At 74.5% G+C, this 14,302-nt stretch carries 10 protein-coding genes; 7 read left to right on the top strand and 3 right to left on the bottom strand.

The genetic code is table 11. The annotated features are described in order from the left end of the window. The first annotated feature begins 47 nt into the window (after positions 1-47). The 7 genes from CR165_RS15775 to CR165_RS15740 all read left to right on the top strand — a co-directional run bounded on the left by CR165_RS15775 (position 48) and on the right by CR165_RS15740 (position 10,541). On the top strand, positions 48-986 hold the full coding sequence (locus CR165_RS15775; RefSeq protein ID WP_109517914.1) for a DUF697 domain-containing protein: 939 nt from the start codon (positions 48-50) through the stop codon (positions 984-986). A gap of 88 nt (positions 987-1,074) precedes the next feature. Next, positions 1,075-2,229, top strand: coding sequence for a GNAT family N-acetyltransferase (locus tag CR165_RS15770; protein ID WP_109517913.1), 1,155 nt, complete (start codon positions 1,075-1,077; stop codon positions 2,227-2,229). 82 nt (positions 2,230-2,311) lie between these two features. Then, entirely contained in the window at positions 2,312-3,193 is an 882-nt protein-coding gene (locus CR165_RS15765; protein ID WP_245906481.1) for a DMT family transporter, read from the top strand. Then, the gene (locus CR165_RS15760; protein WP_109517912.1) at positions 3,190-5,178 is read left to right on the top strand and encodes a DUF2075 domain-containing protein; all 1,989 of its coding nucleotides are present in this window, start codon (positions 3,190-3,192) and stop codon (positions 5,176-5,178) included. Before CR165_RS15765 ends, CR165_RS15760 begins: the two co-directional genes overlap by 4 nt. Before the next feature lie 191 nt (positions 5,179-5,369). After that, positions 5,370-7,154 (top strand): thiamine pyrophosphate-requiring protein, encoded by a 1,785-nt coding sequence (locus CR165_RS15750; RefSeq protein WP_109517910.1) that lies wholly within the window; start codon positions 5,370-5,372, stop codon positions 7,152-7,154. A gap of 98 nt (positions 7,155-7,252) precedes the next feature. After that, entirely contained in the window at positions 7,253-10,003 is a 2,751-nt protein-coding gene (locus CR165_RS15745; protein ID WP_245906479.1) for an FtsK/SpoIIIE family DNA translocase, read from the top strand. Further along, entirely contained in the window at positions 9,996-10,541 is a 546-nt protein-coding gene (locus tag CR165_RS15740; RefSeq protein WP_109517909.1) for a GNAT family N-acetyltransferase, read from the top strand. The genes CR165_RS15745 and CR165_RS15740 overlap by 8 nt, the downstream gene beginning before the upstream one ends. On the opposite strand, the gene mdoH is transcribed toward CR165_RS15740, so the two are convergent. The 3 genes from mdoH to CR165_RS15725 all read right to left on the bottom strand — a co-directional run bounded on the left by mdoH (position 10,496) and on the right by CR165_RS15725 (position 14,287). After that, a complete protein-coding gene (gene mdoH / locus CR165_RS15735) occupies positions 10,496-12,268 on the bottom strand; it encodes a glucans biosynthesis glucosyltransferase MdoH (RefSeq protein ID WP_245906478.1) in 1,773 nt (590 codons plus the stop codon). The two genes, CR165_RS15740 and mdoH, sit on opposite strands and share 46 nt — an antisense overlap. 86 nt (positions 12,269-12,354) lie before the next feature. Beyond that, on the bottom strand, positions 12,355-13,443 hold the full coding sequence (locus CR165_RS15730) for a malate/lactate/ureidoglycolate dehydrogenase (RefSeq protein ID WP_109517907.1): 1,089 nt from the start codon (positions 13,441-13,443) through the stop codon (positions 12,355-12,357). A gap of 88 nt (positions 13,444-13,531) precedes the next feature. Next, positions 13,532-14,287 (bottom strand): SDR family oxidoreductase, encoded by a 756-nt coding sequence (locus CR165_RS15725; protein WP_109517906.1) that lies wholly within the window; start codon positions 14,285-14,287, stop codon positions 13,532-13,534. Between the last annotated feature and the right edge of the window lie 15 nt (positions 14,288-14,302).

Here is a 14,302-nt window from a genome sequence, read left to right as displayed (position 1 = left end):
TGCCCGGACCGCACTATCCCGGACCGCCCCACCCCGCGAGGCCCCCGGTGAACGCCGGCCCCGGCTGGGCCGACGAGCCCGAGCGCCCGCGCACCGCCACCCGCGCGCCGGAGCCCGTGCTGGCCGGCGATCTTGGCCCCGCCTTGCTGCCCCCGGCCGAGGGCGGGCTGGTCCGCCATGGCGAGCCGGTGGCATTGCAAGGGCCTGGGCCGCTGGCGGGCGCCGGCTGGCTGGCCTCGCTCGGCACGGTGGGGCTGGCGGCGGGGCTGCTGGTGCTGGGCAGCTTCGGCCTCTGGCTGGGACTGATGGTGGCGGATCTGTTCACCGCCTCGCCCGTGCTGGGCTGGCTGGGCAGCGCGCTCGGCCTCGGCGTGGGCGGGCTGCTGGCGGTGGCGGCGGGGCGGGAATGGCGCGCGCTGCGCCGGCTCGACTCGCTGGAGCGGCTGGCCGCCCGCGTCCGCGAGACTCCGGACGCCGCCCCGCCGCCGCCCGCGCTGCTCGACTGGGCGGAATCCGTGGCGCGCCGCCTGCCGGAGGCGGCGCCCGCCGTGGCCACGCTGCGCCGCGCCACCACCATGGCCGAGGCGCGCGGCCTGCTCTCCGCCGGGCTGCTGCCGGTGCTGGACAAGCAGACCCGGAGCTTGGGCGGGCAGGCGGCGCGGCAGGTCTTCCTGACCACCGCCGTGCTGCCCTCCCCGGCGCTGGACGCGGTGGCGATGGGCTGGCTCGGCCTGCGGCTGATGCGCCAGGTGGCGGTGCTGCACGGGGTGCGCCCCGGCACCTTCGTGCTGGGCCGGCTGCTGCGGCGGCTGGCGCTCTCCGCCGGGCTGGCGGCGGGCGCCGACATCGTCACCGAGGCCGGCGTGGAGCAGCTGGTGGAGGGCCATGCCGCCAAGCTGGCGGGCGGCGCCGCGGGGGCCGCGGTGGCCGCGCGCCGCATGGTGCGCCTGGCCGGCGCCACCGCCCTGGCCTGCCGCCCGCTCTAGGACCGGGCTTCCCCGCGCGGGAGAGAGAAGCGGGCGCGGGGCGCCGCCCCGCCTTGCGCGTTCCCGGTTGCGGCGCACATGCTGGGCCATGCCCGATGGTGCCCCCGAGCTGACCCTGCGCCTGCATCCCGCCATCGCGGAGATTCCCGCGGCGGAGTGGGATGCCTGCGCGGGGGACGACAACCCCTTCGTCAGCCATGCCTTCCTGTCGGTGCTGGAGGACAGCGGCTCGGCCTCCGCCCGCACCGGCTGGCTGCCGCAGCACGCCGCGCTGCGCGACCCGGAGGGCCGGCTGCTGGCCGTGGCCCCGGCCTACGCCAAGAGCCACTCCTATGGCGAATACGTGTTCGACCATGCCTGGGCGAATGCCTTCGAGCGCGCGGGCGGGCGCTACTACCCGAAGCTCCAGGTGGCGGTGCCGTTCAGCCCGGTGCCGGGGCCGCGCCTGCTGGCCCGCCCGGATTCCGGCCTGCCGCCGGGCGCGCTGGCCCAGGCCCTGGCGCAGGCGGCGGAGCAGCTCGGCCTGTCCTCCGCCCATGTCACCTTCTGCACGGAGGCCGAGTGGCACGCGCTGGGCGAGGCCGGCTGGCTGCGGCGCATCGGCACGCAGTTCCACTGGAGCAATGCGGGCTATGGCAGCTTCGAGGATTTCCTCGGCGCCCTGTCCAGCCGCAAGCGCAAGCAGCTGAAGCGCGAGCGGCGGGACGCGCAATCGGCCGGGCTCACCTTCCGCACGCTGCGCGGCGCCGAAATCACGCCGCGCCACTGGGCCGCCTTCCACCGCTTCTACATGGACACGGTGGACCGCAAATGGGGCAGCGCCTACCTGACGCCGCGCTTCTGGCCGCTGCTGGCCGAGCGGCTGGGCGAGCGGGTGGTGCTGATGGTGGCCGAGCAGGAGGGCCGCCCCGTGGCCGGCGCGCTGAACCTGATGGGGCGGGAGGCGCTCTACGGCCGCAACTGGGGCACCACGGTGGAGACGCCCTTCCTGCATTTCGAGCTCTGCTACTACCAGGCCATCGACTTCGCCATCGCGCACGGGCTGAAGCGGGTGGAGGCGGGGGCGCAGGGGCAGCACAAGATCCAGCGCGGCTACCTGCCGGTGCCTACCTATTCGGCGCACTGGATCGGCCATGGCGGGCTGCGCCGCGCCGTCGCCGAGTTCCTGGACGCCGAGCGCCCCGCCATGCTGGAGGAGATGGCGGCGCTGGCCGAGGCCTCGCCCTTCCGCCAGGAGGACTAGGCGGAGGACTGGGCGCGCCCCCGCTTGGCGCCACCCCGGAAGCCTGCGACCCTGCGCGCGTCAATGGCCGCGCCGGAGCCGCATGCTGACCGCCTATCTCCAGTTGGGTTCCTCGATGGCGCTGGTCGGCCTCAACGTGGCGGTGGCGAAGCTGCTGGCGGGCGCCCTGCCCATCGCGCTGATCGTGCTGCTGCGCTGCCTGCTGGCCTGCGCGGTGCTGTGGCCGCTGGCCCGGCTGCGCGAGGGCGGCGCCATCCCCTCCGGCGCCGTGCTGCGCAACCTGGCGCTGCAGGCGGCGCTGGGCACGCTGCTCTACAACGCGGCCCTGCTCACCGGGCTGCGCCACACCTCGGCGCTGGAGGCGGGGCTGGTGCTGGCCACACTGCCGGCGGTCATCGCCCTCGGCTCGGCGCTGTGGCTGCGCGAGCGCCTGCCGCCCCGGCAATGGGCGGCGGCGGGGCTGGCGGTGGGCGGCATGGCGGCCATCACCCTGGCGCGGCTGGCCGGCGAGGGCGGGCAGGGCGGCAGCCTGCTCGGCAACGCGCTGGTGTTCCTGGGCGTCTGCGGCGAGGCGGCCTATGTGCTGCTGGCCAAGCGCATCGCCGGCCGGGTGCCGGTGTTCACCGCCAGCCTGTGGATGCAGCTGTGGAGCGCGGCCCTGATGCTGCCCTTCGCCCTGCCGGTGCTGGGGGGCGTGGCGGCGCTGGCCTCGGCCGAGGTCTCGGCGCTGCTGGTGTTCCACAGCCTCACCGCCTCGGTGCTGTGCCTGCTGCTCTGGTATGCCGGGCTGCAACGGGCGCCGGCGGGGGTGGCCGGCATCTTCACCGTGTTCCTGCCGGCCACCGCCGCGCTGGTGGCGGTGGCGCTGCTGGGCGAGCATTTTTCCCCGATGCACGGCGCCGGGCTGGGGCTGATGCTGGCCAGCATCGGGCTGGCCACCTGGCCGGGGAGGCGGCGCGCATGAAGGCCTGGGTCTCCTGCACCGGCGCCGCGCTGCTGGCGCGGGACGCGGCCGACTGGGCCGCGCAGCTTTCCTACGCCCAGGCCGGGCAACTCTCGGAGGTGCAGCGGGCGCAGCGGGAGAGCTGGCGCGCCCTCATCGTCACGCTCCAGGCGGCGCTGCGCGAGGCGGGCGGCGAATCCTGGCAGGTGCTGCTGGAGGTGGAGATGCTGCGGCTGGAACGCCGCATCGACGCCGTGCTGCTGACCGACCGCGCGGTGCTGGTGCTGGAATACAAGCACGGCGCCACCGGCTTCGCCGCGCCCGACCTCGCCCAGGTGGAGGATTACGCGCTCGACCTGTTCGACTTCCACGCCGCCAGCCGGGCGCACCCCGTGGTGCCGCTGCTGCTGGCGAGCGGCGCGGCGGCGCCGGTGAACCAGTGGCCGATCTTCCTCCCTGGCGTGACGACGCCGGTGCTGCGCGCCAGCCCCGCCAGCCTCGGCGCGCTGCTGCGCGGCATCCAGGCCGCCATCCCCGCCCCCGCCGCGCCGCTCGACGCCGCCGCCTGGGAGGCGGCGCCCTACCGGCCGGTGCCCACCATCATCGAGGCGGCGCGGCGGCTGTTCGACCGGCACGGGGTGGAGGCCATCGCCACGGCGCGGGCCGATGCGCGCAACCTCACCCGCACCACGGCGGCCATCCGCGCCGCCATCGGGCAGGCGCGGGCGGAGGGGGCGCGGCGCGTGGTGTTCGTCACCGGCATCCCCGGGGCGGGCAAGACGCTGTGCGGGCTGAACCTGGCCTTCGGCCCCGCCGCGGAAGGCAGCACCGCCTTCCTCACCGGCAACGCGCCGCTGGTGGCGGTGCTGCGTGGCGCGCTGGAGCGGGATGCGCGGGAGGCGCAGGGCCGCGGCGCCCGCCAGCCGCGCCGCGAGGCGCGCGCCGTGCTGCAGAACGTGCACCGCTTCCTGGAACACCATGTCCGCCACCCGGCCGAGGCGCCGCCCGAGCATGTGGTGGTGTTCGACGAGGCGCAGCGCGCCTGGGACGCCGCCCAGGCGGGGCGGGACACGCAGCGCCGCAGCTCCATCCTCACCACCTCCGAGCCCGGCCACATGCTGGAGATCATGGCGCGGGTGCCGGGCTGGTCCGTCATCGTGGCGCTGATCGGCAACGGGCAGGAGATCAACACGGGCGAGGCCGGGCTGGCCGAATGGGGCCGGGTGATCGGCGCCAGTTGGGCCAAAGGGGGCGGTGGCCTCTGGGGGGCGGTGGCGGCGCCGCGCGCGCTCTCCGCCGCGGAGCCGGCGCAGCGCCTGGCGGAGGGCCACCCGCCCTGGCTCACGCTGGAGGAGGATCTGGACCTCACCGTACCGGTGCGCTCCATCCACCACGAGCGCAGCGCGCAATGGGTGGCGGCGGTGCTGGAGGAGCGGCCGGAGGAGGCCGCCGCCATCGCCGCCGATCGTTCCACGGGGGGCGGGCTGCCCTTCTTCCTGACGCGCGACCTCGGCGCGCTGCGGGCCGGGCTGCGCGCCCGGGTGCGGGGGCTGCGCCGGGCGGGGCTGGTCTGCTCGGCCAAGGCGAAGCGCCTGCGCGCCGAGGGCCTGGGCGCGCAGCTGCACGGCGCGGATGACGAGGTGGTCAACTGGTTCCTCAACCGCTGGCCGGATGTGCGCGGCTCGGACGCGCTGGAGGTCTGCGCCACGGAATATGCCTGCCAGGGGCTGGAGCTGGACGTGGTGGGCCTGGCCTGGGGCGGCGACTTCATCCGCGGCGCCCAGGGCTGGCAGGCCCGCCGCTTCGCCGGGCAGGACTGGCAGCGCGTGGCCTCGCCCGAGACGCGGCGCTACCTGCGCAACACCTACCGCGTGCTGCTGACGCGCGCCCGGTACGAGACGCTGATCTACGTGCCGCGCGGCGACGAGGCGGACCGCACCCGTCCGCCGGCCGAGTTCGAGGCCGTGGCCAATTACCTGCAACGCTGTGGCGTTGGAGTGTTTTGAAAACACGTTCTTTTTTGGAAAAAAGAACCAAAAAACTTTTGTCAGTTTGGCGTGGCGCGGGTGGATAGCGGAACACCAGACTCGAAAAGTCTTTTTGCTTCTTTTTCTTCAGAAAAAGAAGATCTCCGACAACACCCCTTCCTCTTCCGCGTTGGCCGTCCAGCACGCCACGCAGCGGAAAGGGAACAGCCATGGCCAAGACGGTCGGGGACTTCGTCTGGGAACGCCTCGGGCAATGGGGCGTCCGCCGGGTCTATGGCTATCCGGGCGATGGCATCAACGGGCTGATCGGCGCGCTGGACCGGGCGAAGGAGCGCATGCCCTTCGTGCAGGTGCGGCACGAGGAGATGGCCGCCTTCATGGCCACCGCCCACGCCAAGTACACGGGCGAGGTGGGGGTGTGCCTGGCCACCTCCGGCCCCGGCGCCATCCACCTGCTGAACGGGCTGTACGACGCCAAGGCGGACCACATGCCGGTGCTGGCCATCGTCGGCCAGCAGGCGCGGGCGGCGCTGGGCGGCCACTACCAGCAGGAGGTGGACCTCTCCGCGCTGTTCAACGACGTGGCGGATTATGTGCAGCAGGCCAGCGTGCCCGAGCAGATCCGCCACCTGATCGACCGCGCCATGCGCATCGCCCAGGGCGAGCGCAAGATCGCCTGCCTGATCCTGCCCAACGACCTGCAGGAGCTGGAGGCGGTGGAGACGCCGCCGCACGCGCACGGCACCATCCACAGCGGCGTGGGCTATGCCGCGCCCCGCGTGGTGCCGGAGCCGCAGACGCTGCAACAGGCGGCCGAGGCGCTGAACGCCGGCGAGCGCGTGGCCATGCTGGTCGGCGCCGGTGCGCTCGGCGCCACGGACGAGGTGCTGGCGGTGGCCGATGTGCTGCAGGCCGGCATCGCCAAGGCGCTGCTCGGCAAGGCCGCGGTGCCGGACGACCTGCCCTGGGTCACCGGCTCGATCGGCCTGCTCGGCACCGAGCCTTCCTGGAAGCTGATGCAGGAATGCGACACGCTGCTGATGGTGGGCAGCGGCTTCCCCTATTCCGAGTTCCTGCCGAAGGAGGGGGCGGCGCGCGGCGTGCAGATCGACCGCAACCCCTCGATGCTCAGCCTGCGCTACCCGATGGAGGTGAACCTCGCCGGCGACTCGGCCGCCACACTGCGCGCCCTGCTGCCGCTGCTGAAGCGCAAGGAGCCCGGCAAGTGGCGGGACCGCATCGGCGGCTGGACGGAGGATTGGTGGGCGCTGCTGGAGAAGCGCGCCATGCAGGCGGCCGAGCCGATCAACCCGCAGCGCGTCTTCTGGGAGCTCTCCCGCCGCCTGCCGGAGCGCGCCATCATCGCCGCCGATTCCGGCTCCACCACCAATTGGTATGCGCGGGACGTGAAGCTGCGGCGCGGCATGATGGCCACCCTCTCCGGCGGGCTGGCCAGCATGGGCAGCGGCATGCCCTACGCCATCGCCGCCAAGTTCGCGCATCCGGAGCGGCCGGTGGTGGCCATCGTGGGCGACGGCGCCATGCAGATGAACGGCATGAACGAGCTGCTGACCGTGGCCCGCTACTGGAAGGAATGGTCCGACCCGCGGCTGGTGGTGATGGTGCTGAACAACCGCGACCTGAACCAGGTGACCTGGGAGCAGCGCGTGATGGGCGGCGACCCGAAGTTCCTCGGCTCGCAGAGCCTGCCGGAATTCTCCTACGCCGCCTTCGCGGAACTCGCCGGGCTGCGCGGCATCGCGGTGGACGACCCCGAGCGCGTCGGCCCCGCCTGGGACGAGGCGCTGGCCATGGACCGCCCCGTGGTGCTCGACTTCCGCACCGACCCGAACGTGCCGCCGCTGCCGCCGCACATCACGCTGAAGCAGGCGCAGGCCTTCATGCGCAGCATGTTCGGCGAGCCGGAGCTTGGCAGCGTGCTGGCCAACACCGCGCGGCAGGTGGCGAGCCGGGTGTTGCCGAAGCGCGACTGAACCGGCACGCGCGGCGGCTTTCGCGAGAGGTTTCCTTCTGTTGCAAGCCTTTGTCGTGGTAGGCTGAGACACCCGCTCAGCAACAGATGACTGAGGCCATGCCGCGCGCTTACGCCGATCGTTCTTCCGACCCGTCTTCCGGCAGCCCCGAGGGCCGCCTGGCCGCCGGCACGCGCCGCTTCGCCTCGCCCGCCGTGCAGGCGGCACTGCGGCGGCGCGGCGCCGAGCTGCTGGGGCTGGTGCTGGCGCTGGGCGGCCTCGGGCTGCTGCTGGCGCTGATCAGCTACAACCCGGCCGATCCCTCGCTGAACACCTCCGCCACGCGGGCGCCGACCAACCTCGCCGGGCCGGGCGGCGCCATCGTCTCCGACCTGCTGCTGCAGGGCTTCGGCTGGGGCGGCTACCTGCCGGTGGGGGTGATGCTGGGCTGGTCCTGGCGGCTGGCCACGCATCGCGGCCTCGCGCCCTTCGTGGGGCGGGTGGCGGCGGTGCTGGCGGCGGCGCCGATGCTGGCCGCCGCCATCGCCCTGGCGCCGCTGCCGGAAGGCGCCCCCACCCTGGCCGGGCCGGGCGGCGCCGCGGGCGAGCTGCTGCTGGGCAAGATCCTCGGCCTCGCGGGCGGCCTGTTCGGCCCCTTCGGCTCGGTGATCGGGCAGGTGGGCACGGTGGCGCTGGCCGGCTCGCTCTCCTTCGCCGCGCTGGGCGTGCCGCTGCTGGCCTGGCGGCAGGCGGGCCGCGCCGCCGGCCATGCCGCGCGCAGCGGCGCCGGCATCACCGGGCGCGTGCTGCGCCGCACCGTGGCCGCGCCCGCCGCCCCGCCGCCGCACTACGCCGCCCCCTGGGAGGAGGTGGAGGATGAGGCCGAGCGCGGCCCCGGCCTCGGCACCCGCCTGGCGGCGCCGTTCCGCGCCATGGGCGGCATGCTGGCCCGCCGCCGGGCGGAGGCGCCCTCGCCGCAGCTGGCCGCCATGCTGCGTGCCGCCGATGCCGCCGCCGCCGAATCGGCGCCGCCCCATGCCGCGCTGCGCGGGCCGCGCCAGATGCCGGTGGTGCCGCCGCCCGGCCGCCGCGTCTCCACGGCCCCGCCCCGCCCCGAGGCGGAGGAGGAGGATGACGAGGCCCTGCCGCGCCTGCTGCCCGAGGCCACGCCCGAGCTGCGTGCCCCCCGTGGTGGCGAGCGTGGTGGCGAGCGGGGTGGCGAGCCGCGCGCCATTGCCCTCCGTGGCGACCTGGAGCTGCCGCCGCCGCCGCCCGTGCGCAGCCCCGCGCCGCCGCCGCGCCCGGCCGAGCCGATGCCGCCGCGCCGCGCCACCCGGCCGGAGCCGCAGCCCGTGGCGCAGTTCCAGCTGCCGCCGCTCGACCTGCTGACCCCGCCCCCCGCGCGCCGCGCCAGCGGCCCGGACGAGGCGGCGCTGCAGGCCAATGCCCGGCTGCTGGAGACGGTGCTGGAGGATTACGGCGTGCGCGGCCGCATCGTCGAGATCCGCCCCGGCCCGGTGGTGACGCTCTACGAGCTGGAGCCGGCCCCCGGCACGAAATCCGCCCGCGTCATCGGCCTGGCCGACGACATCGCCCGCAGCATGAGCGTGATGGCGGTGCGCATCGCCACCGTGCCGGGGCGCAACGTCATCGGCATCGAGCTGCCGAACGACAAGCGGGAGATGGTGTTCTTCTCCGAGATGATGGCGGCCGAGGACTGGGTGCGCCACACCGCCCGCCTGCCGCTGGCGCTCGGCAAGGATATCGGCGGCGCGCCCGTCATCGCCGACCTGGCGCGGATGCCGCACCTGCTGATCGCCGGCACCACCGGCTCGGGCAAGTCGGTCGGCATCAACACCATGATCCTGTCGCTGCTCTACCGGTTCAGCCCGGATGAGTGCCGCTTCATCATGATCGACCCGAAGATGCTGGAGCTGTCGGTCTACGATCGCATCCCGCACCTGCTGGCGCCGGTGGTGACGGAGCCACCGAAGGCGATCGGCGCGCTGAAGTGGACGGTGCGCGAGATGGAGCGGCGCTACCGCGCCATGAGCCAGCTCGGCGTCCGCAACATCGGCGGCTACAACGAGAAGGTGCAGGCGGCGCTGGCGCGCGGCGAGGTGCTGACCCGCCGCGTGCAGACCGGCTTCGACCCCGACACCGGCAAGCCGGTGTTCGAGGACCAGCCCCTGGCGCTGGCGCCGCTGCCGATGATCGTCGTTGTCATCGACGAGATGGCGGACCTGATGATCGTCGCCGGCAAGGAGATCGAGGCGGCGGTGCAGCGGCTGGCGCAGATGGCGCGCGCCGCCGGCATCCACGTCATCATGGCGACGCAGCGTCCCTCGGTGGATGTCATCACCGGCACCATCAAGGCCAACTTCCCGACGCGCATCTCCTTCCAGGTGACCAGCAAGATCGACAGCCGCACCATCCTGGGCGAGATGGGCGCCGAGCAGCTGCTCGGCCAGGGCGACATGCTGCACATGGCCGGCGGCGGCCGCGTGGCCCGCGTGCACGGCCCCTTCGTCTCGGATGCCGAGGTGGAGAAGGTGGTGGAGTTCCTGCGCGAGCAGGGCGAGCCGGCCTATATCGAGGAGGTCACCGAGACCGATGACGAGGAGGGCGGCGAGTCCGGCCTCTCCGGCATCGCCGGCGCCGGCGATGGCGAGAAGGGGCTGTTCGACCAGGCCGTGGCGCTGGTGACGCGCGAGGGCAAGGCCAGCACCTCCTTCATCCAGCGGCACCTCTCCATCGGCTACAACCGCGCCGCCAAGCTGATCGAGCAGATGGAGAAGGAGGGCGTGGTCGGGCCTGCCAACCATGTCGGCAAGCGCGAGGTGCTGGCGCGGCGCAGCGACGATGACTGAGCGGGCGCCGGGGGAGGCTTCCGCCCCGGCGGCCGGCTTCACCATCCGCCGCCTCGGCCCCGGGGATGCCCCGCTGTTCCGCGCGCTGCGGCTGGAGGCGCTGGAGCGCCACCCCGAGGCCTTCGGCGCCAGCCTGGAGGATGAGGCGGCGCAGCCCGAGGCCTGGTTCGCGGCGCGGCTCGAGGACAGCGCCGTCTTCGCCGGCTGGCAGCCGGGCGCGGCGGAGCCGGAGGGGCTGATGGCGCTCGCCCTGCCCCGCGCGGCCAAGACGCGGCACAAGGGGCTGCTCTGGTCGGTCTACCTGCGGCCCGGGGCACGCGGCAGCGGCCTGGCACCGGCCCTGCTGGCGGCGGTGCTGGACCATGCGCGGGGCCGGGTGGAGGAGGTGCGGCTCAGCGTGGTGGCAGGCAACGACACGGCCCGGCGGCTCTACGAGCGCGCCGGCTTCACCGCCTGGGCGCTCGAGCCGCGCGCGCTGAAGGTGGCGGGGCGCTACTTCGACGAGGTGCTGATGCGCCTCCGCCTCGTGGCGGACTGAGCGGCGCGGCGCGCGCCGCCCTCCTCTGGCGTGCAGGCCACGCCCATGCGCCGCAGCCGGCGGGAGAATCCCGGGTCCGCCGTCACCACCGCGAAGGGGATGCCCAGCACCAGCGGCCCGAGGAAGGGCAGGCCCCAGATCCAGGCCGTGCCGCCCGCCGCCAGCAGCGCCGCCATCAGCGCCACGCCCAGCGCCGTGGGCGCCCGCAGCAGCCGTGCCGCGTCGGCCCAGCGCACGCCCAGCGCATCCCGGTTCTGCGGCTGCCAGCCGGTGCGGCCGGCGAAGGGCAGGGCCAGCAGGAACAGCGCCTTGCTGGCCAGGCTCACCGGGTCCAGCAGCGTGGTGAAGCCGGTCTCGGCGAGTGCCCCGCGCAGCACGGCGCGGCGGCCGCCATAGGCTGCCGCGCGCTCCGGCCGCAGCAGCAGCTCCAGGTAGCCGGCGAGCTTCGGCGCGTGGATCGCCGCCCAGTTGGCCAGCAGCAGCGCCGCCAGCGCCCCTGGAGGCGTGGCCGCGCCGCCGCCGGTGGCGGCGTTCAGCACCGCCGCCACCAGCACCAGCAGCCAGAGCGGCGCCGAGAGGAACAGCAGGATGGCCTGCGCCAGCTGCCAGCGGCCCATCGGCGTCAGCCCCGGCAGGCGCAGCAGCCGCCAGTACTGCATGTTGCCGGCGCCCCAGCGCCGGTCGCGGATGAGGAAGTCCGGCAGGGTGGGCGGGTTGCCCTCCAGGCTGCCCGCCTCGATAGGCAGGCAGCGCACCTTCCAGCCGGCGGCGTGCAGCCGCACCGCCTCGATCTGGTCGTGGCTGAGGATGGGGCTGCCATCGGGCAGCGGCTCCAGCCGGGCATGGGCGCGGAAGGGCGCCACGCGCAGCAGGGCGTTGTGCCCCCAGTAGGGGCCCTGGTCGAGCTGCCACCAGGCCTGGCCGGTGGCCCAGCTCCGCATCCCCGCCCGCATGCCGTACTGGAACAGCCGGGTGAAGGCGCTGCGCGCCGGCCGGCCGACGATGAGCTGCTGGACGATGGCCAGCCTGGAATCCGCCTCCATCACCGCCACCAGCCGCAGCACCGCCTCGGCCGACATCTCCGAATCGGCGTCGAGGCAGAGGAAGAATTCGTGGCCGGCGCCGTGGCGGTCGAGGAAGTCCATCACGTTGCCGGCCTTGAAGCCGGTGTTCCGCGCGCGGCGGCGGTAGCGCACCGCCACGGGGCGGCCGGCGCGCAGCCGGGCGAAGCCGGCGATCGCCGCCTCCTCCCGCGCGGCGAGGGCCGGCTCCTGCGTGTCGGAGAGGAACCAGAGGGTGAAGCGGTGGCCCGCCCCGGCCGCCTCCAGCCCGTCCAGCAGCCGGGCGAGGGGGGGCAGCACCCCCGCCATCGCCTCGTTGCGCAGGCAGACGACGATGGCGGTGGCGGCGCGGGGCGGCGGCGGCGCGGCGCGCAGGAGCTGCGGCACCACCCGCGCCGCTGGCTCGGCGTGGCGCAGCCGCAGCGCGAGGCCCACCAGCGCGTTGCCGGCGCAGAGGCAGCTCCAGGGCAGGGTGCCGAGCCAGGCGGCCAGCAGCACCCCCTCCCACAGGGTCCAGCCGCCGGGGGCGAGCACCCGCAGCATCAGCAGCAGGAGCCCCAGGCCCAGCGCCAGGCAGAGGCTGAGAAAGGCCGCGCGGCGAAGGCGCGGCCGCTCGGGCGGCGCGGGGGGAAGCGGCGCGGGAGGAAGCGGCGGGGGGGGCGTCACGCGCCGCTTCTGGCCGGCGATCGTGGCGGGATTGCGCCGGCTTCGTGGAAAGTTCGGGGGCCGCGGCGCGCCGGCCCCCGCTTCCATCAGGCCGGGGCGGCGATGCCGAGCGAGGCGGCGGTCTGCAGCAGGCCGGTCCAGGTGTCGGGCTGCAGCGGCACGCCGCGGGCCAGGCGCTCGGCGCGGGTGCGGGCCTCCGGCTCGCCGGGCAGCAGCACGGGCTGGCCGGGCTTCGCCGGGCGGCTCGAGGCCACCCACTCCACATAGGCCTGGCCCATCTCCTGGAAGGCCGCCTCGGTGCCGAAATGCGCCGGCGAGAGGTAGATGGAGAGCATGCCGTTGGTGATGCGCCCGCGCCCCTCCACCGGGCCGGAAGTGCCGCCGGCGGTGAAGGCGCCGGCCAGCAGCTCGCACATCAGCGCGAGGCCCGAGCCCTTGTGCTCGCCGAAGGCGCGGATGGCGCCGGCGCCGCCCGCCGGGTTGCGCGGCCCGATCGGCGGATAGTCGCCATACAGGGTGTGCGGGTCGCCCGAGAGGGTGCCGTCCGGCTCGATCAGCGCGTCCTTCGGCAGCGCCTTGCCGCCATTGGAGGCGACCAGCACCTTGCCCTCGGCCACATGCGAGGTGGCGAAGTCCAGCACCACGGGGCGGCCCTGCAACGGCGCGCCGATGGCGATGGGGGCGGTGGAGAAGCGCCGCTCGACGCCGCCGAAGGGCGCCACCAGCACGGAACCCGCCACGTTGACGAGGTGGATGGAGATGAGCCCCTCCGCCAGCGCCATCTCGGCATAGTGGCCGATGCGGCCGACATGCCCGGCGTTTCGCAGCGCGATAACGGCGGCGCCGTGCTGCTTCGCGCGGGCGATGCCCATCTCGGCGGCCTGCCGCGCCACGGTCTGGCCGAAGCCGAAATCGGCGTCGAGCAGGGCGAAGGCGCCGCCATCGGTGACGATTCGCGGGGTGCGGCCGAAATGCACATGCCCCGCCTGGTGCCACTCGATGTAGCGCGGCACCCGCACCACGCCGTGGCTGTCATGCCCGGCGAGGTTGGCGCCGAGCAGGTGGTGGGCGATGCCCGCCGCCTCCTCCGCCCCGCTGCCGGCGGCGACGAAGATGTCGCGCACCAGGGTCTCCAGGGTTTTGGCATCGATCAGCACGGGGGGATGGGCGTCCATGGGGCGTTCCTGCACGTTTCTTGGTGCGTGCAGCATGGCGCACGGGGCGCGCTTGGCAAGCCATGCCGCGCGCGCCCCGCCTCCGCCGTCACGGCATCGCCGCCACCTTCTGCGCCTGCGCCGCCTGGAAGCGGTTCCAGGTGGGGGTCACCAGCATCTCGTTGATGCAGACCCGCTCCGGCATGGTGGCGACGAACAGCACGGCCTGCGCGATGTCCTCCGGCTGCAGCATCCGCGCCCGCTCCTCGGCCGGCACCGGCTCGGGGCGGAAGTCGAGGATGGGGGTCACCACCTCGCCCGGGCAGATGCAGGTGGAGCGGATGTTGTGGATGCCGTTCTCGGCGTTCAGCGAGGCGGAGAGGGCGACGAAGCCGCTCTTGGCCGCGATGTAGCCGGGGCCGGAGACGGCGGAGACGCCCTTGCCGGCCATCGAGGCGATCTGCACGATCAGCCCGCCGCCCTGCGCCTTCATCCCTGGCAGCACTGCCAGGCTGGTAAGGAAGGGCGCGCGCAAATTGCCATCGACCAGCGTGCCGACATCGCCGGCGGAGAGCTGGTGCCAGTGGCGGCGCGGCACGTTGACGCCGGCATTGTTCACCAGCAGGCCGATGCCGCCCAGCGCCCCGGCCACCGCGGCGGTGGCCTGCTCCACGGCGGCGGCATCCGTCAGGTCGGCGGTGACGATGTGCGACTCGGTGCCCGCCGGCAGCAGCGCCGCCGTCTCCTCCAGCGGCGCGCGGCGCCGCCCGGTGAGCGCCAGCCGCCAGCCGGCCCCCGCCAGCGCCACCGCGACGGCGCGCCCGATGCCGGTGCCAGCCCCTGTCACCCAGGCGGTCTTGTTCATGCCTCGCTCCCTGAC

Origin of the sequence: Teichococcus aestuarii (genome assembly GCF_003116135.1) — a bacterium.
Classification (GTDB): domain Bacteria; phylum Pseudomonadota; class Alphaproteobacteria; order Acetobacterales; family Acetobacteraceae; genus Pseudoroseomonas; species Pseudoroseomonas aestuarii.
Note: the sequence above shows the minus strand (reverse complement) of the source record. Positions and strands in the feature narration are given on the sequence as shown.